The organism is Coriobacteriaceae bacterium, from assembly GCA_025993015.1.
Classification (GTDB): Bacteria; Actinomycetota; Coriobacteriia; order Coriobacteriales; family Coriobacteriaceae; genus Collinsella.
The window spans coordinates 309504-325344 of sequence record DAJPFV010000001.1; the positions used below are offsets into that span (position 1 = coordinate 309504).

General features: G+C 59.3%; 16 protein-coding genes and 5 tRNA genes. 6 read left to right on the forward strand and 15 right to left on the reverse strand.

Annotation, left to right across the window (positions count from 1 at the left end; translation table 11 throughout):
- Window positions 1–23 precede the first annotated feature (23 nt).
- The 4 genes from rnhA (at window position 24) to OIL77_01390 (ending at window position 2597) form a co-directional block, all read left to right on the forward strand.
- Window positions 24–560, forward strand: a complete 537-nt coding sequence (rnhA, locus tag OIL77_01375) for a ribonuclease HI (GenBank protein HJI44079.1) — start codon at window positions 24–26, stop codon at window positions 558–560.
- Window positions 561–635: 75 nt separating this feature from the next.
- Entirely contained in the window at window positions 636–1742 is a 1107-nt protein-coding gene (locus OIL77_01380; protein HJI44080.1) for a Gfo/Idh/MocA family oxidoreductase, read from the forward strand.
- 2 nt (window positions 1743–1744) lie between these two features.
- Window positions 1745–2155, forward strand: coding sequence for an acylphosphatase (locus OIL77_01385; protein ID HJI44081.1), 411 nt, complete (start codon window positions 1745–1747; stop codon window positions 2153–2155).
- A gap of 61 nt (window positions 2156–2216) precedes the next feature.
- A complete protein-coding gene (locus tag OIL77_01390; GenBank protein HJI44082.1) occupies window positions 2217–2597 on the forward strand; it encodes a transcriptional repressor in 381 nt (126 codons plus the stop codon).
- Between the two features lie 76 nt (window positions 2598–2673).
- Here the strand turns inward: OIL77_01390 and OIL77_01395 are convergent, their stop codons facing one another.
- From OIL77_01395 to OIL77_01405, 3 genes are all read right to left on the reverse strand, one after another.
- On the reverse strand, window positions 2674–3471 hold the full coding sequence (locus OIL77_01395) for a Cof-type HAD-IIB family hydrolase (protein HJI44083.1): 798 nt from the start codon (window positions 3469–3471) through the stop codon (window positions 2674–2676).
- Between the two features lie 82 nt (window positions 3472–3553).
- A complete protein-coding gene (locus OIL77_01400; protein ID HJI44084.1) occupies window positions 3554–4132 on the reverse strand; it encodes a hypothetical protein in 579 nt (192 codons plus the stop codon).
- 3 nt (window positions 4133–4135) lie between these two features.
- Complete coding sequence (locus OIL77_01405; GenBank protein HJI44085.1) at window positions 4136–4564, reverse strand: peptidylprolyl isomerase; 429 nt, start codon at window positions 4562–4564, stop codon at window positions 4136–4138.
- 120 nt (window positions 4565–4684) lie between these two features.
- Here OIL77_01405 and OIL77_01410 point away from each other — a divergent pair, with 120 nt between their 5' ends.
- Window positions 4685–5698 carry a membrane dipeptidase gene (locus tag OIL77_01410; protein ID HJI44086.1) on the forward strand — a complete coding sequence of 338 codons (1014 nt, stop codon included), beginning with the start codon at window positions 4685–4687 and terminating at the stop codon, window positions 5696–5698.
- A 72-nt stretch (window positions 5699–5770) separates the two neighbouring features.
- Complete coding sequence (locus OIL77_01415) at window positions 5771–6547, forward strand: M48 family metallopeptidase (GenBank protein ID HJI44087.1); 777 nt, start codon at window positions 5771–5773, stop codon at window positions 6545–6547.
- Between the two features lie 6 nt (window positions 6548–6553).
- Here OIL77_01415 and folB read toward each other — a convergent pair whose 3' ends face one another.
- From folB to OIL77_01475, 12 genes are all read right to left on the reverse strand, one after another.
- Window positions 6554–7039: a dihydroneopterin aldolase gene (gene folB, locus OIL77_01420; protein ID HJI44088.1), complete on the reverse strand. Its 486-nt coding sequence runs from the start codon at window positions 7037–7039 to the stop codon at window positions 6554–6556.
- A 43-nt stretch (window positions 7040–7082) separates the two neighbouring features.
- Window positions 7083–7664, reverse strand: coding sequence for an HD domain-containing protein (locus OIL77_01425; protein HJI44089.1), 582 nt, complete (start codon window positions 7662–7664; stop codon window positions 7083–7085).
- Between the two features lies 1 nt (window position 7665).
- On the reverse strand, window positions 7666–8223 hold the full coding sequence (gene folE / locus OIL77_01430) for a GTP cyclohydrolase I FolE (GenBank protein ID HJI44090.1): 558 nt from the start codon (window positions 8221–8223) through the stop codon (window positions 7666–7668).
- A 66-nt stretch (window positions 8224–8289) separates the two neighbouring features.
- Window positions 8290–8871 carry an anaerobic ribonucleoside-triphosphate reductase activating protein gene (nrdG, locus tag OIL77_01435; protein ID HJI44091.1) on the reverse strand — a complete coding sequence of 194 codons (582 nt, stop codon included), beginning with the start codon at window positions 8869–8871 and terminating at the stop codon, window positions 8290–8292.
- Between the two features lie 426 nt (window positions 8872–9297).
- Window positions 9298–11520, reverse strand: coding sequence for an anaerobic ribonucleoside-triphosphate reductase (gene nrdD / locus OIL77_01440; protein HJI44092.1), 2223 nt, complete (start codon window positions 11518–11520; stop codon window positions 9298–9300).
- Window positions 11521–12131: 611 nt separating this feature from the next.
- Window positions 12132–12206 (reverse strand) — tRNA-Val (locus OIL77_01445).
- A 3-nt stretch (window positions 12207–12209) separates the two neighbouring features.
- Window positions 12210–12285: transfer RNA gene (locus OIL77_01450), tRNA-Gly, on the reverse strand.
- Window positions 12286–12425: 140 nt separating this feature from the next.
- Window positions 12426–14159, reverse strand: coding sequence for a glycoside hydrolase family 13 protein (locus OIL77_01455; protein ID HJI44093.1), 1734 nt, complete (start codon window positions 14157–14159; stop codon window positions 12426–12428).
- A gap of 523 nt (window positions 14160–14682) precedes the next feature.
- A tRNA-Gly gene (locus OIL77_01460) sits at window positions 14683–14758 on the reverse strand.
- Between the two features lie 42 nt (window positions 14759–14800).
- A tRNA-Cys gene (locus OIL77_01465) sits at window positions 14801–14874 on the reverse strand.
- A 34-nt stretch (window positions 14875–14908) separates the two neighbouring features.
- Window positions 14909–14984 (reverse strand) — tRNA-Gly (locus tag OIL77_01470).
- 105 nt (window positions 14985–15089) lie between these two features.
- Window positions 15090–15836 carry an anti-sigma factor antagonist gene (locus tag OIL77_01475; GenBank protein ID HJI44094.1) on the reverse strand — a complete coding sequence of 249 codons (747 nt, stop codon included), beginning with the start codon at window positions 15834–15836 and terminating at the stop codon, window positions 15090–15092.
- Window positions 15837–15841 lie beyond the last annotated feature (5 nt).

Sequence of the window (15841 nt, forward strand, 5' to 3'; positions counted from 1 at the left end):
TAGATTGCTAGCCCCCGGCGGGCATGGCGCTACAATGGTCACTCACACGAAACGTACCCAACGAAAGGAAGCCCGTGAAGGTCATCATCTATACCGACGGCTCGGCCCGATCAAATCCGGGACGCGGCGGCTACGGCGCCGTGCTCAAATACACCAACCCCGCCGGCAAGACCTTCACCTCCGAGCTTTCGCGCGGCTATGCCAAGACCACCAACAACCGCATGGAGCTCATGGCGGTCATCGTGGCGCTCGAGGCACTTAACCGCCCCTGCGACGTCGAAGTCCATTCCGATTCGCAGTACGTCGTCAACGCCTTTAACAAGCACTGGATCGACGGCTGGAAAAAGCGCGGATGGAAAACCGCCAACAAGCAGCCCGTCAAGAACCGCGACCTGTGGGAGCGCCTGCTCACCGCCAAAAGCAAGCACAAGGTTGAGTTCATCTGGGTTAAGGGTCACGCCGGCCACGAGCTCAACGAGCGCTGCGATGAGCTCGCCACCACGGCGGCCGACGGCAGCAACCTCGATATCGACACCGGCTTTAACGAGAGCGACCTGTAACGGCGTTTTCGCACGCTATTTCCTGCCCCCTCGCGCTACACTCATCCTGTAAACCGAACGGCACGAGGGGGATACATGCTGCGTATAGCGACCATCGGCACATCCATGATTACCGACGACTTTATCCAGGTCGTCAACGCCAACGACCAAGCCGCGTTTGTGGGCACGCTCTCGCGCGATGCCGAGCGCGGTACTGCCTTTACCGCCGAGCGCGGTGGCGAGCGAAACTTTACGTCACTCGATGAGCTTGCGGCAGCCGGCGACGTCGACGCCGTCTATATCGGCAGCCCTAACGCACTTCACTACGAGCAGGCCCTTGCCTGCATCGCCGGTGGCAAGCATGTCATCGTCGAAAAGCCCTTCTGCGCCACCGAAGCGCAGGCGCTCGAGGTCTTTCGCGCTGCCGAGACAGCAGGTGTCGTGGCCCTCGAGGCTATACGTCCCCTCCACGATCCCGCCTTCCACGCCATCGAGGACGTCCTGGGCGAGATTGCCCCCATCCGCCGCGCCTCATTGCGCTTTGGCAAGTATTCCTCGCGCTACAACGAGATTCTCGCGGGACGTGCCACCAATATCTTCGACTGCAATATGGCATCGGGTTCCCTCATGGACATTGGCGTCTACACCGTCGAGCCCATGGTCGAGATCTTCGGCATGCCCTCCGGTCTCACCAGCATGACCACGCTGCTCGACCCCTCAACGCAAGAGCTCACCCATGGCCCCATCGACGGCTGCGGCTCCATTCTCGCCAGTTATGGCGGAGGGCGTATCTCCGTCGAGCTCGCGCACTCCAAAATTACGAATGACCTGCTGCCCTCGCAGATCGAAGGCGAGCGTGGCACTATCCAGATCGACCATCTGTCCACGCCCCGCAACGTCCGCATCGACTATCGCGGCGACGTCGTACGCGGCTCGGCGACCGAGGCACCGCGCGAACAGGGAGACAACGGCCGCGTGCTCGACCTGCCCAAATCGAGCAACACTATGGAATACGAACTCACAGACTTTATCACCGCCATCGGCGGCATCGATAACGTTAAGGAAGAGATTTGGGAGACCCCGGCGGGACGCCACGAGCTTGGCCACTACCGCGATGTCACACTCGTCTCACTGCGCATCATGGATGCCGTGCGCCAGCAGGCCGGCATAACCTTCCCGGCCGACGCAGGCAAGCAGGCATAGCTATGGGCCTCTTCGATACGTTCTTCTCCAGCGTCACCGGCAGCAGTCGAGAGCCTCAAAAACCATCAAACGTCGAGCTCGAGCTGCGCCGCAGGCTTACTGTGCTCGCAAGCGACGAGGCCACTCAAGACACTCCCCTGCGCTATTTCCTGCGCTGGGCGGGGCAAGTCCAGGGCGTTGGCTTTCGCTTTACCAACACCAACCTCGCGCAGGCACGCGCGCTCACCGGCTGGGTGCGTAACATGGAAGACGGCTCAGTCGAGATGGAGATACAGGGGGCTCCGGCAAATATCCTATCTCATCTCGAGGCGCTTCATGCCTCCTACGAGCGTATGGGAACGCGTTTTCGCCTCGTAGACGCCCAGGCCCGAGCCCCACTTGCCAATGAAGACGGTTTCACGCCTCGTTATTAGTATTGTGTGCTAAATACGGTATCATTTACCTACGACCGTTGATAGAAAAGAGGCGAGGCGCATGGCGGTGCAAAGAAGGAATACCAGGCAGCGAAAGCTGGTTCTTGACGCCGTGCGCCAAAGCTATAACCATCCCACCGCCGACGAAATCTACAACGTCGTGCGCGCGCAGGATGACAAAATCAGCCGCGGCACGGTCTACCGCAACCTCAATCTCTTGGCCGACGCCGGCGAGATTCTCTCCATCAAGACGCCGGGCGGCAGCCGCTTCGATCGCACGATCGAGCCGCATGCGCATATCATCTGCACCTCGTGCAGCCGCGTCATCGACGTACCGCTCCCCTTCGATGCCCAGCTCGACGCCAAGGCATCCGAGCAAATCGGCTGGCACGTCACGTCGCACTACACCATCTTCGAGGGTCTCTGCCCCGACTGCCGGTAGATGTTCGGGACATGCCTTAAAATCCACCTTTCTGCACTCTGCAGCAAAAAGAGATTCCTAGGCATGCCACATATATCTACTCGGCGAGCAGGCGGCGCAGTTCTTCTTCGACCGTGCGCACGTAGCGGACGCGGTCGTTGATGCCACACATAGAGGGATTGCAGCTCTCCATTAGATAAGGATGGCCCACTACGTTGAGCATGTCGCGGTCGTTTTCGTTATCGCCAAACGCCATCATCTCGTCGGGCGAAATTCCCAGGGCACGACCGTAATCGGCAAGCGCGGAACCCTTGCCCGAACCAAAGCCGATAAAGTCCGTCCACTCGGTTCCCGACGTCATCACGTCGACACGGTCGCTAAAGAGGCGCTCAAAATACTCCAGGGCCGCCGGCTGATCCACCTCGGGCGTCTGGAAGGCAATCTTAATGACGTCCTCGTCGATGTCCTCGGGACGGTCGACCACCGCCACATCGCAGTGGACCTCATAGCGCAAATGGTCGACGAACGCATCGTTGCCGCTCATGGTGTAGAGGTGTCCCTCACACGAAAGGGTCACGTCGGCATGGGGATACGCAACCACGGCATTCGCGATATCCATAGCAAGGCTACGCTCCATGGAGCGCTTGACAACGGCACGCCCCTCGCTCATCACCAGGGCTCCGTTCTCGCATACATAGGCGAGCTCATCGGCCACCGGGGTAAACAGATAGCGCAAGCTCGCATATTGACGACCGCTCGCCGGCATAAACACGATACCGCGACGATGCAGCTCATCGATAAGCTCAAAGGCCTCGGAACGCGGCTCGCGCTCCCCCGGATGCAGCAACGTGCCGTCCAAATCGCAGGCAATCAGCTTGATTCCCTCAAGACCCATATGTTCCCCCAAAGCCTCCTATCAACAGCAAGACGGACCTTGATTGGTCGCCCCTCAAAGCCCGTCTTGCGCATATGCGTGCTTAGCCGCGCGCCTTCTTTACGATCGTAAAGTCTGGAGCCATACTCACAACGGCATCCGCCGCACTCGACGCAAAGCGCCGGTCCGAATCGAGTTCACGGGTAACCGTCGAGAGCCGAACGCCCTCGACGCCCCGGAGCATGCGGCCCAAAACAGGCTGCACCGGCGTATACATGCGCACGGTATGCTCGTCCGAATCGCCTCGAAAAAGCGGCGCATGCATATTGCCGATCTCCCAGCACGCATGCGCGAGCGCAATCGGGTCCAAGCGGTCAACTTCGACCAAATAAACCTCGGCGCTGCGCAGGCGCACAACAACCGCCACGGGCACCACGCCCGAACGGTCGACGGCGAGCACGTCGCCGTCGACAAAACGACCGCCGTCGGCAGTATCCAGCCGAACATCGACCGTGCGCCCCAGCTCCGTCACGCCCACAAACGCGTATACATCAGCCTGGTCCCAATCGAGCAGCAGCTCGTCAACTTCAAAGACGCCGCCCAGCTTCCGGCGAAGCAGGAGTTCATAGGACGGATCGTTGAGATTTCCCAAGCATGTCGTCGAAACCAAGCGCTCAGGCATGCTCTAACCCTCGACCTCGACGAGCTCGATATCAAAGTTGAGGTCCTTGCCGGCCAGCTCGTGGTTGGCGTCGAGCGTCACGGCCTCGGGCGTCACGTCAATGACGACGGCGGGGACAGGCATGCCGCTCGGCGTGGACAGGAAGAGCTTCATGCCCTTCTCGATCTGCTCGATGTTGGGAACCTGCTCGGCCGGGAAGGTCAGAACCATCTCGGGATTGTGCTCGCCATAGGCATCGGCAGCAGGAATGTGCACGGTCTTCTTCTCGCCCACCTGCATATCGACAACAGCGGCGTCGAAGCCCTTGATCATCTGACCGGCGCCGCAGGTGAACTCCAGCGGCTCGCCGCGATCGTAGGAGCTATCGAACTGCGTGCCGTCGTCGAGCGTGCCGCGATAATGGGTCTTGACCTTCTTGCCCTGGTTGGACATGGTAACCTCCGTGATAAGGGCGGCGCACAACGCGGGCCGCCGTGAACATATGGCGCTAACTATACCCTAGTCATACAATTCAATGACAGTTTGCAAAGAAACGCTGCAACCGGAGGAACCATGGCATATCCCGTATTTGACCTACACTGCGACACCGCCGACCGCATCGGCTGGGCCACGCTCGATCTCGACCTGCGCTTTACCGCCGGCACCGACGGCTATTTCCCCGGCGACGAAACGCATCCGCAAGATTTCGACCTCATCGAGGGTAACGCCTGTGCCATCTCGCTCGCAAAGATCGGCAACACGCCGTGGGCACAGTGCTTCGCCACGTTTGTCCCCGACGAGATTCCCACCGCCCACGCCGCGCGCTTCCAGGCGCAGATCATGGCGCATATGAGCGGCCAGGCAATGCTCAACCACGACCGTATGGTCAACGTGCGCAGCGCCGCAGACATTCGCCCCGCGCTCAAGGACGGCAAGGTCGCTTGCATCCACACCATCGAAAACGCCACGTTCTTTGCCGAGGACCCCGCGCTGATCGAAGTGCTCAAGAGCTTGGGCGTGCTTATGTCGTCACTCAGCTGGAATGCGCAGGGGCCGCTCGCGAGCGGCCACGACACCCACGCCGGCCTCACCGGCGCCGGCATCGAGGCACTTACGCAGATGGAGCACGCCGGCATGGTACTCGACGTCTCCCACCTCAACGATGAGTGCTTTGACGAGGTTGTCGCCCACGCCACGCGTCCCTTCGTCGCCAGCCACTCCAACTCCCGTGCGGTTTGCGGCGTCAAACGCAACCTTACCGACGACCAGTTCCGCACCATTCGCGACATGGGCGGTATCGTCGGCCTCAACTACTGCAGCGAGTTCCTTTCCAACGACGCAACCGACAAGACCGCCGCAGACGTCACCTTCGACCAGCTAGCGGCACATATCGAGCACTGGCTCGACCTGGGCGGCGAGGATGTCATCGCGCTCGGCGGCGACTGGGACGGTGCCACGGTGCCCGCCTTCCTCTCCGATGCCAGCAAGATGCCCGAGTTCCAGAACATGCTCTCCAAGCACTTTGGCAAGACCGTGATGCAGAAGCTCTGCAGCGATAATGCCCTTGCCTTCTTCGAGCGTTATTAATTTCACATCCCCTGAGCGGGCCGCATGCCGAACGGTCGACATGCGGCCCGTCCCCAATCTGAAGGACCGCTTTTGACGCAGCAATTTACGATTACCGTATCCCGACCGGATGGCACATCCATCCCCGTCGTCGTTACCAAAAAGCGCGTCAAGAACTTCAACCTACGCGTCACATCGAGCGGTGAGGTCCACGCCAGTGCACCGCTCGACGCCAGCCGCGAGCGTATCGAAGCGTTTGTGAAGCGCAACAGCGCCTGGATTATCAGTCGACTTGCCCAGCGCGAGCAACGTCAGGCGACGGCACGAGAGCCGCTCAGCCCCTCGTCCATCATTGCACTTTGGGGCAAGCCCATCACGGTACAAGATGCGCTCGATCGCAACTTTGCATCACCCGCACCGCGGCCCAAGCAGGCCACCTTCGCAAGTTTTATGGGTGCCGACAAATCGAACGAACGCCCACAGGCCAAGCGGCGCGCAACCCTCGACGGCCTGACGTCCGATGAGCTCCAGACCCGCATCGACCAGCTCTATGCATCCGAGGTCACCACGGCGCTGCGCGATATGGCGCGCGCGTACGAAATCGCAATGGGTGTCGCCGTTTCCCGCGTTTCCGTACGTAGCATGAAAACGCGTTGGGGCTCATGCACGCCCAAATCCGGTGCCGTTCGCATCGCACGCGAACTTGCCGCCTATCCCATCGAGTGTCTCGACATGGTTGTCGCCCACGAGCTCGTCCACCTGCTCGAGCCAAGCCACAATCAGCGGTTTCACGCCCTGCTCGACACGTACTGTCCCAACAATAGAGCTCTGTCGCAGCGGCTCAAGCAGCCGCCCCTCAACAAGCTCTAGCGTCGACTAGCGCACGCGCTCGATCTCGACACCGCAGCTTGCCAGGGGAAGACCGACGGGCGCCCAAGGCTTATCGAGCTTAACGTGCACGCCAAGCAGCAGGGGGTAACGACGCAGCAGCATCTGGGCCACACCCTCGGCTGCAGCCTCGATGAGCTTAAACGTATGCTCGCGCAGATAGCCATCGACATCGTGGCATACCGAGCCGTAGTCAATCGAGGCGTCCAGGTTATCGTGCTCCCCCGCTGCACGCAGGTCGGCATAGAGCACCAGGGACACGATGAACTTCTGGCCCAGCGCGTTCTCTTCGGGATATACGCCGTGGTTAGCAAAAACCTCAAGACCTTCAACGGTGATGCGGTCGGCATGGCGCAGATCGTCATAGCTCACGTGGGGTACCGCCGTTGCGGTGGATATTTCGCCCCTTCCACGGCGGGCGAGCTCGGCGCCTTCAGTCTTGGTTGCATTCTCGGGCAGTTTCTTGTTGCTCATCGCGATCGTCTCCTTCGTTTAGAACCCCGACCGCGCAAACTAACTACACGCGAATCGACAGGTTCTTTTTATCCTCGCTCCAGTTGCAAGCATTGCGCGCGGGGCATGCAAAGCAGGCGCGCGACGCTTTGTCGGCTGCATAGAGCAGACGCTCAAGCGGTTGGCTGTTCACACGCAGCTTTCGATGGCCCAGAATGGCCGTCTTAATGGCTGCGGCATCGGCCGGCTCAAACGCCACATCATCGGGCATGCCGCCGAGAATCGCATCAGCGACGCGTTCGCTTGCAACATCATGGGATATACCCGATTCATACTGTTCATCTTTGCCGATATCGTGAAGAAGTGCCGTGGCGTAGATGACCTCACGGTCAAATTCGAGCTGTTCCTCGAGATTCTTGATCCACATAATGCGAGCGACATCGAGAAGATGGTCAATACCGTGGCGGCAGAAGATGCGCCCCGATTCCAACTGTGCAATGTTGCCCAGGTGCCGCCGGAACAGCCCGTTGGCACAAATGTAATCAATGCGAGGCATGGCACCAAAGGGAGTCAGACCCGAAGCCATAAAGCCGCGACGCGACGTCCCCTCATCGGTCTTCGATGTAAAGTCGTTGACGACCCTCATGCTAACGGCCCAGCATCCTAAAGAACCGCTCCTCGAGCGCGGGATCGGTCTCAAAGACGCCGCGGCGAGCGAGCGTCACGGTCTTGGTGCCAGGCTTTTGCACGCCGCGCATGGTCATGCACATATGCTCAGCTTCCATGAGCACAATCGCTCCCTGGGGAGCGAGATACTCCATGAGGGCATCGGCAACTTGTGCGCACAACTGCTCCTGCAGCTGCAGACGACGGGCGTAGACCTCTACCGTGCGGGCAAGCTTAGAAAGCCCTGCGACACGGCCGTTGGGGATATAGCCAATGGCAGCCTTGCCGTAAAACGGCAGCAGATGATGCTCGCACAGCGAGTAAAACGTGATGTCGCGCTCGATAACCAAATCGTTCGAAGCGACGGCAAAGGTTTTGGACAGGTGCTCCTCGGCACTCTGGTCCATACCGCCGGCGATCTCGCCATACATACGGGCAACGCGCGCCGGGGTCTCCAGCAGGCCCTCACGAGTTGGGTCCTCGCCTATGCCCTCAAGCAACAGCTTAATGGCGGCCTCGACTTTTTCCTGATCGACCATCTGGGCCTCACTTTTCCGATTTTGCGTTCGCGCTATGGTACCACGCCCTCCGGCATCGGCCACAAGCTACATAGTATGGGTCGAATAGACCGGATCGTCCCGCCAAAGCTCCACGGCGTCGCAAAGCGCAACGTTCTCACGCTCGGCACGGGCACGCGTGGCGTTCATGTCAATCACGCGTTGATTGCTCGAGCCCCTAAAGCGCAACGAGATATCGTACAGATCCTGAACGAACGGGCCGTCCACCAACATGTCTAGGCAGGCCAGGATACGGTCCGTCACCTCGGTATGATGACGGCCACCCGGCATAAGCTCCTCGAGCACGTCGCCGGTAAAGCACCAAATGGTCTTGCCCGACCCCGCGGGATAGGCCGCACGCACGCGTTCGATAAAGTCAACAAGCCCCACCTGATTCTCGGGCTCCATAGGCTCGCCGCCCAGAATCGTCAGGCCATCAATAAAGGGATGGTCGAGACTCTCGATAATCTTGTCCTCGACGGCACGGTCGAACGGCTCACCCGCAGCAAAGTCCCACGCGACAGAGTTAAAGCAGTTCTTGCACCCACGACGGCACCCGCTCACAAACAGAGAAGTACGAACGCCTTCCCCATCAGCAATGTCGAAATACTTAATGTTCGCGTAGTTCATAGGTAACTCTCCCGGGAGGCCGGGACATATCATCCCGTCCTCAAACATTCTCGGCCTTCGGCCTGCGAAACTGCGGGCGGGACGATATGTCCCGGCCTCATGCAAAGGGTAACTCAATGAACGAAGCGAACATCGAGTATAGGGTTCGAGATCTAATAAAAACTGGGTTGCGGCTCAACCGCCATCGCAAGTAAATCGCAGCTGCAGCTCGAATTATCTCCGCTAAGAACTTCGAGGAGTGAGCAGACCGCATGCCGCATCTCAGCTACGTCAACTTGGCCGCCCCGTAGCGAGGCCCCGGACCTTTGCTCGATATGAGTTCCGCACGAACAGGAGGCGCCAGTGGCGCCTCCGTCGTGAGCCAGGACTGTCCGAAATAGCGAGTAAAGGTCCGGGGCCTCGCTACGGGGCGGCCTGGGATGGTTATTAGAGATGCAGCACGCGGTCGCGGATCTCCTCGGTTCGGCCCTGGTTCCAGAATTGAGTACCGATGTAGCCGCACGTACGACGGGCGACATTCATCTTCTCCTGATCGCGGTTGCCGCAGTTGGGGCACTCCCACACCAGCTTGCCGTCATCCTCGACAATCTTGATCTCACCGTCGTAGCCGCACACCTGGCAGTAGTCGCTCTTGGTGTTGAGCTCGGCGTACATGATGTTGTCGTAGATGTACTGCATCACGCGAATGACAGCCTTGAGGTTGTCCTGCATGTTGGGAACCTCGACGTAGGAGATGGCACCGCCCGGCGAAAGCTGCTGGAACATACCCTCGAACTTGAGCTTGTCGAATGCGTCGATCTCCTCGGACACGTGGACGTGGTAGCTGTTGGTGATGTAGCCCTTGTCCGTCACGCCCGGGATGATGCCAAAACGACGCTGCAGGCACTTGGCGAACTTGTAGGTCGTCGACTCAAGCGGGGTACCGTACAGCGAGAAGTCAATATCGCTTTCGGCCTTCCACTCGGCGCACTTGTCGTTCATGCGCTGCATGACGGCCATGGCAAACGGCGTGCCCTCCTTCTCGGTGTGGCTGTGGCCCGTCATGTACTTGACGCACTCATACAGGCCGGCATAGCCCAGGCTGATGGTGGAGTATCCGCCCACGAGCAGCTTATCGATTGTCTCGCCCTTCTTCAGACGAGCGAGGGCGCCGTACTGCCACAGAATCGGTGCGGCGTCAGAAAGCGTACCCATCAGGCGCTCATGACGGCACAGCAGGGCACGGTGGCACAGCTCAAGGCGCTCATCGAAGATCTTCCAGAACTTATCCATGTCCTGATGCGAGCTCAGCGCGACATCGGGCAGGTTGATGGTCACAACGCCCTGGTTAAAGCGACCGTAGTACTTGGGCTTGTTCGGGTCATAGTTCAGCGCGTTGGCCACGTTGTTAAATCCGTTACCGGAGCGGTCGGGCGTCAGGAAGCTGCGGCAACCCATGCAGGTATAGCAGTCGCCGTTGCCCGCGGTCTCGCCCTTCGACAGCTTGAGCTCGCGCATCTTCTTCTCGGAGATGTAGTCGGGCACCATGCGCTTGGCGGTGCACTTAGCAGCCAGCTGGGTCAGGTAGAAGTACGGGGAATTCTCGTGAACGTTATCGTCCTCGAGCACGTAGATGAGCTTGGGGAACGCCGGGGTAATCCACACGCCGGCTTCGTTCTTAACGCCCTCATAGCGCTGACGAAGCGTCTCCTCCACAATCATGGCAAGGTCGTGCTTCTCCTGGGGCGTACGGGCCTCATTGAGATACATAAAGACCGTCACGAACGGCGCCTGGCCATTCGTGGTCATAAGGGTCACGACCTGATACTGAATCGTCTGAACGCCGCGACGGATCTCGTCACGCAGGCGGTCCTCAACAACCTCGCGGACCTTTTCGGGAGATGCGGAAACGCCAAGCTCCTCGAGCTCGCGGGCGACCTCGCCGCGAATCTTTTGACGGCTCACCTCGACGAACGGGGCAAGATGGGTCAGCGAAATCGACTGGCCACCGTACTGGGAGGAAGCAACCTGAGCGATGATCTGCGTCGCGATGTTGCAGGCAGTCGAGAAGCTGTGCGGCTTCTCGATCAGCGTGCCCGAAATAACAGTACCGTTCTGGAGCATATCCTCCAGGTTCACCAGGTCGCAGTTATGCATGTGCTGGGCAAAGTAGTCCGAATCATGGAAGTGAATCAGACCCTCATTGTGAGCATCCACAATCTCCTGGGGCAGCAGCACACGCTGGGTCAGGTCCTTGGAGATCTCGCCGGCCATGTAGTCACGCTGAACGGAATTGACGGTCGGGTTCTTGTTGGAGTTCTCCTGCTTAACCTCTTCGTTGTTGCACTCGATCAGCGACAGGATCTTGTCATCGGTCGTGTTCTTCTGGCGCTTCAGGCTCTGAACATAGCGATAGATGATGTAGTGGCGGGCAACCTCGTAGCAGTCGAGACGCATGATCTCGTCCTCGACCAAATCCTGAATCTCCTCGACCGAAACAGTGTGGCCCGCGTTCTCGCATGCCTCGGCGACGTTTTGTGCCGCGTAAACCACCTGGCGGTCGGTAAGACGAGAGCTCTCCTCGACCTCCAAGTTTGCGGCACGGATGGCATTGACGATCTTATCGATGTCAAAGACAACCTCGGTGCCGCTGCGCTTGATGATCTTCATCCTCTTGCCTCTTTCGCGTCGTAGTCTCATTGCGCTTCAGAGCCAAACGATGCCCGGCAGGGCGTGCCCCTGTCTTGCGGCGCCGTCGCGCAATCTGTGTTCTCGATAACCATAGTCCCTCATGCGGACAATCCTCGCAGCCAATCAAGGGGCTCAAAGATCTATCCAAATGGGGCGAATAAGGTTCTCGTTCTCTGTCCGCCATCTATCATACGACAAAGAGGCATCTATATCCTGTATTCTTTTTTTAGGTCAAACACAACATATAGTGTTTCAGCAGGTCAAAGCAATTAGTCATTTTGCAGACGCATTAAAAATGAGGGGTTCTTGGGAAGTCGGTAAAACGTTACCAACACGGCTACCTGCATGGCAGTTATAAAACCCCCTTAGTCAAGCCGCTGACAAATCCTACCAAAACCAAGCCGCTCACGCCAAAAGAATCCAAAAGATTATGCTTGACCAACATGTTGCGGTCACGGTCGGCCAGGACGTATGCAATCTGCCGGCACCTCTACGGGGACCTTGGATCAATATTTGGTGGCATATTTGACGGCGTGCTTGGTAGCAAAACAAAACAGCCCAGAGGACATAGCCTCTGAGCTGCGAACATTTGGTGGGCGTTAGAAGATTTGAACTTCTGACCTCTTCCGTGTCAGGGAAGCGCTCTCCCCCTGAGCTAAACGCCCAAATGGAGCGGACAACGGGGCTCGAACCCGCGACCCCAACCTTGGCAAGGTTGTGCTCTACCAACTGAGCCATGTCCGCTTACGAGGATTAATCTTACGTGATGCCCGCATCCTATGCAAGAACTTTTTTAAAAAGTTTTGCAACGCCCTCGCGAACCTCGCGAAGACATCAGCCACCACGGAAGGCGCGGGCAAACGCAATCTCGCCGCAAGAGACCCCTACATCTCACCGAGCATGATCCAGGCAGAGCTGTCCTGCGCGAGCCTGCCGTCTGCAAGCGGTGATGAGGTGAGCAGGACCCTGCCCGCCGGCAGCTCCACGGCTGCTGCGCCGAAGTTCGTCACACACGCCCAGCCGTTGTCGCGGCGATAGGCGATGACGCCGCCCTCGGCGCCCTCGGCACCATCCGCAAGACCGGTGCGCCCGTCAAGATCGAGCCACGCAAAATCGTTGGCGCAACCGCGCAGCTTGCGCCGAAGCCAGAGGGCGTCACGATAGAGCGCAAGCATCGATGTCGGGTCCGCTTCTTCCCTATCGGCAGCGTAATCGGAAAACCATGCAGGTTGCGGCAGATGGGGCGCCGCATCGGCGTCCGCCGGCGAAAACCCAAACGATCCGCCCTGCGCGGGATCGTCCGCCGCCACCCACGGCAGGGGCACACGGCAGCCGTCGCGCCCCTTCTCACGCTTCGGTCCGCGCGTATTGGTCGCAGTAGGATCTTCGAGTGCAGCCCACGGGATGTCAGCCACCTCAAAAAGGCCGAGCTCCTCACCCTGATACACGTATGCCGAGCCCGGAAGCGCCAGTTCAAGCAAAAGGGCCGCCCGCGCGCGGCGCTCGCCGAGTTCACGGTCCTCGTCATAAGACAACCCGTCGCGTAAGAGCCAGTCGAGCGTAATCTGGTGGTAGCGCGTCGCCTTGATTTGCGGCAGGGCATAGCGTGTCGCCACGCGCGGCACGTCGTGGTTGGAGAGTACCCAGGTCGAGGCGGAATCGGATTCGACGGCTGCCTTCAAGCCCTTCTCGATTGCAGTGTGCATGTCATCATAGGTCCAAGTGGCCTTGGCAAACTCAAAGTTGAATGTCTGGCCAAGCTCGCTGGGACGCGCATAGAGATACTGGCGCTCGGGCAGCACCCACGCCTCGGCAACGGCACTGCGCGGCGGATTATAGCGGTCGAACACGCGGCGCCACTCGCGATAGATCTCGTGGACCTCATTGCGGTCCCACAGCGGATGGGTGCCGTCGTCAACCATGTCATCGCCCTCGGCGAGATGCCACCGGTCGAGGTCATCGCGGTCGAGATCCTTGGCGAGACCCTGCGCCACATCAATGCGAAAGCCGTCGACGCCTCGATCGCTCCAAAACGCCAGGACGTCGCAAAAGAGCGCATGAACCTCGGGGCATGACCAGTCAAAGTCCGGTTGCTCGGGCGTAAACATGTGCAGATACCACTGACCGTCCGCAACACGCGTCCATGCGGGGCCACCAAAGTTGGCATTCCAATTGGTGGGAGGCAGCTCGCCATGCTCGCCGCGACCATCGCGGAAGATATAACGGGCGCGCTCGGGCGATCCGGGGCCGGCGGCAAGAGCGGCTTTGAACCAGGGGTGCTGGTTGGATGAATGGTTGGGCACGATGTCGACGATGACCTTGATGCCGCGCGCGTGAGCCGCAGCGATCATGTCATCGAAGTCGTCAAGCGAGCCGAGACGCGGGTCGACATCGCAGTAGTCCGCCACATCATAGCCGCCATCGACAAGAGGCGATGGATAAAACGGGCTCAGCCAGATGGCCTCGATACCCAGTCGCTCAAGATAGTCCATCTGCTGGGTAATGCCCGCGATATCGCCCAGACCCGAACCAGTCGAATCCTTAAACGAGCGCGGGTAGATCTGATAGATCGCGGCATCGGACATCCATGAGCGCGAAGAAGACTTTTCTGTAGCCATGGGGCGTATCTCCCTTGCAACGAGGTTATGCGAGATGCCCACGATGATACGCCCAAAGCGGACATTCGCGACAAACAACGCCACAGCCACGCCCCAAAACGATCGCCCCCTCTCGGGTTCAAGCCTCCTGGGACGAATCGACCGATTAGTGAAAAGAACGGAAGACCCACTTTCCCGGCCACGACAGCGAGCGGGCTCCGGGTGCCCCAGGTTGCCGCGAAAGAGGAGGGAAGCGTACTTTATGTACGCGACCGACGATTGAGGGGCAAGATGGGGTGCCCGGGGCTCGCGCAGCGTCAACAAAAAACGCGGTTCGTTAGAACCGCGTAAGATAGTTGGAGCGGACAACGGGGCGTCCGCGTATCCGCTTCGCGGATCCGCACCGGCTTCGGCCGCCTGCCGGCGACCTCGCCAGCTCGCTACAAACGCTCCGCGTTTGCTTAACGCTCGCTCCCTCTCGGGTTCGAGCCCATGCGATGGATACAAAAAAGCCCGGCTACCGTAGTAGCCGGGCTGTTGCGTTTGGAGCGGACAACGGGGCTCGAACCCGCGACCCCAACCTTGGCAAGGTTGTGCTCTACCAACTGAGCCATGTCCGCATATGTAAAACAAAACGGGCGCCGGAGCGCCCGGATGTTGCCTGGAGGCGAAGCCCGGATTCGAACCGGGGGTAAAGGCTTTGCAGGCCTCTGCCTTACCACTTGGCCACTTCGCCGAAAAAGGACCGCCTAAACGGTCCGGAAATGCAATGGAGCGGACAACGGGGCTCGAACCCGCGACCCCAACCTTGGCAAGGTTGTGCTCTACCAACTGAGCCATGTCCGCTTGCGGGTTATTAATTTACGCGAGTTGTCCAAAAGACGCAAGTACTTTTTTCAAAAAACTTGTCTGCCGCATGTTCTTAGTAGCTAAACGCGCTAAAGCGATTGGCTAGGCACACGATTCCAGCGCTCCGCTAAACAGCTTCACCATCTGCACGCGCGTGCCGGCGCCGTCCGTACGACGAGCAACCTCCACGTTATCGACGAGCATACGCATAAGCTTGATGCCACGGCCGCGTTCCTCGGATGCGACCGGTTCGCTCGTTTCATCGATAGAATAGCCGGCACCTCGATCAAGCACCTCAACCACAACGCGATCGCCATAGGCCTGAACCGTCAGGACGCACCCGATACCGCCCGCATGGTCATAGGCATTACCCAGCGCCTCCCCCGACGCCAATGCGACATCGTAGCGCTCGTCACGGCGCAACGGAAGCGATTCAAGGAGTTCGGCGATGCGATGTCGGTAGTATGGAAGATTCTCGATACCCTGACGGACCTCAACGCTCTTACTCCAGCGAGGCAGCTCCCCCACCGGAATGGCAGGAATTGACTCCCGTGCCGGCCCCACGACATGAAGGATATCGACAAGACGAGCAATCTCCAAAAAGCGAACAACTTCACCTGATGCATTGACGAGCGAAAGCAGGCCTTCTCGCCTCATAAGCTCACGAGCGCGCGTAAGCAGGAATGCCAAGCCCGTAGAATCGATAAAGCTAACAGCCTGACAGTTGATGACGACACGACGCACGCCGCGGCCAATCAAAGCATCCAACCGCCGACGCAGCGCAGGCACCGTGGCGATGTCGATATCGCCTGGTGGCGTCAAAACCGCTATGTCATTCCACTCATTCATACGAC

Bases quoted from the DNA above. Each gene is read 5' to 3' on its own strand.
- OIL77_01455 (HJI44093.1), bottom strand. From the start codon at position 14,159: ATGGCTACAGAAAAGTCTTCTTCGCGCTCATGGATGTCCGATGCCGCG.
- OIL77_01400 (HJI44084.1), bottom strand. From the start codon at position 4,132: ATGCCTGAGCGCTTGGTTTCGACGACATGCTTGGGAAATCTCAACGAT.
- folB (HJI44088.1), bottom strand. From the start codon at position 7,039: ATGAGCAACAAGAAACTGCCCGAGAATGCAACCAAGACTGAAGGCGCC.
- OIL77_01380 (HJI44080.1), top strand. From the start codon at position 636: ATGCTGCGTATAGCGACCATCGGCACATCCATGATTACCGACGACTTT.
- OIL77_01405 (HJI44085.1), bottom strand. From the start codon at position 4,564: ATGTCCAACCAGGGCAAGAAGGTCAAGACCCATTATCGCGGCACGCTC.
- nrdG (HJI44091.1), bottom strand. From the start codon at position 8,871: ATGAACTACGCGAACATTAAGTATTTCGACATTGCTGATGGGGAAGGC.
- OIL77_01410 (HJI44086.1), top strand. From the start codon at position 4,685: ATGGCATATCCCGTATTTGACCTACACTGCGACACCGCCGACCGCATC.
- nrdD (HJI44092.1), bottom strand. From the start codon at position 11,520: ATGAAGATCATCAAGCGCAGCGGCACCGAGGTTGTCTTTGACATCGAT.
- OIL77_01425 (HJI44089.1), bottom strand. From the start codon at position 7,664: ATGAGGGTCGTCAACGACTTTACATCGAAGACCGATGAGGGGACGTCG.
- rnhA (HJI44079.1), top strand. From the start codon at position 24: ATGGCGCTACAATGGTCACTCACACGAAACGTACCCAACGAAAGGAAG.
- OIL77_01475 (HJI44094.1), bottom strand. From the start codon at position 15,836: ATGAATGAGTGGAATGACATAGCGGTTTTGACGCCACCAGGCGATATC.
- OIL77_01395 (HJI44083.1), bottom strand. From the start codon at position 3,471: ATGGGTCTTGAGGGAATCAAGCTGATTGCCTGCGATTTGGACGGCACG.
- folE (HJI44090.1), bottom strand. From the start codon at position 8,223: ATGGTCGATCAGGAAAAAGTCGAGGCCGCCATTAAGCTGTTGCTTGAG.
- OIL77_01390 (HJI44082.1), top strand. From the start codon at position 2,217: ATGGCGGTGCAAAGAAGGAATACCAGGCAGCGAAAGCTGGTTCTTGAC.
- OIL77_01385 (HJI44081.1), top strand. From the start codon at position 1,745: ATGGGCCTCTTCGATACGTTCTTCTCCAGCGTCACCGGCAGCAGTCGA.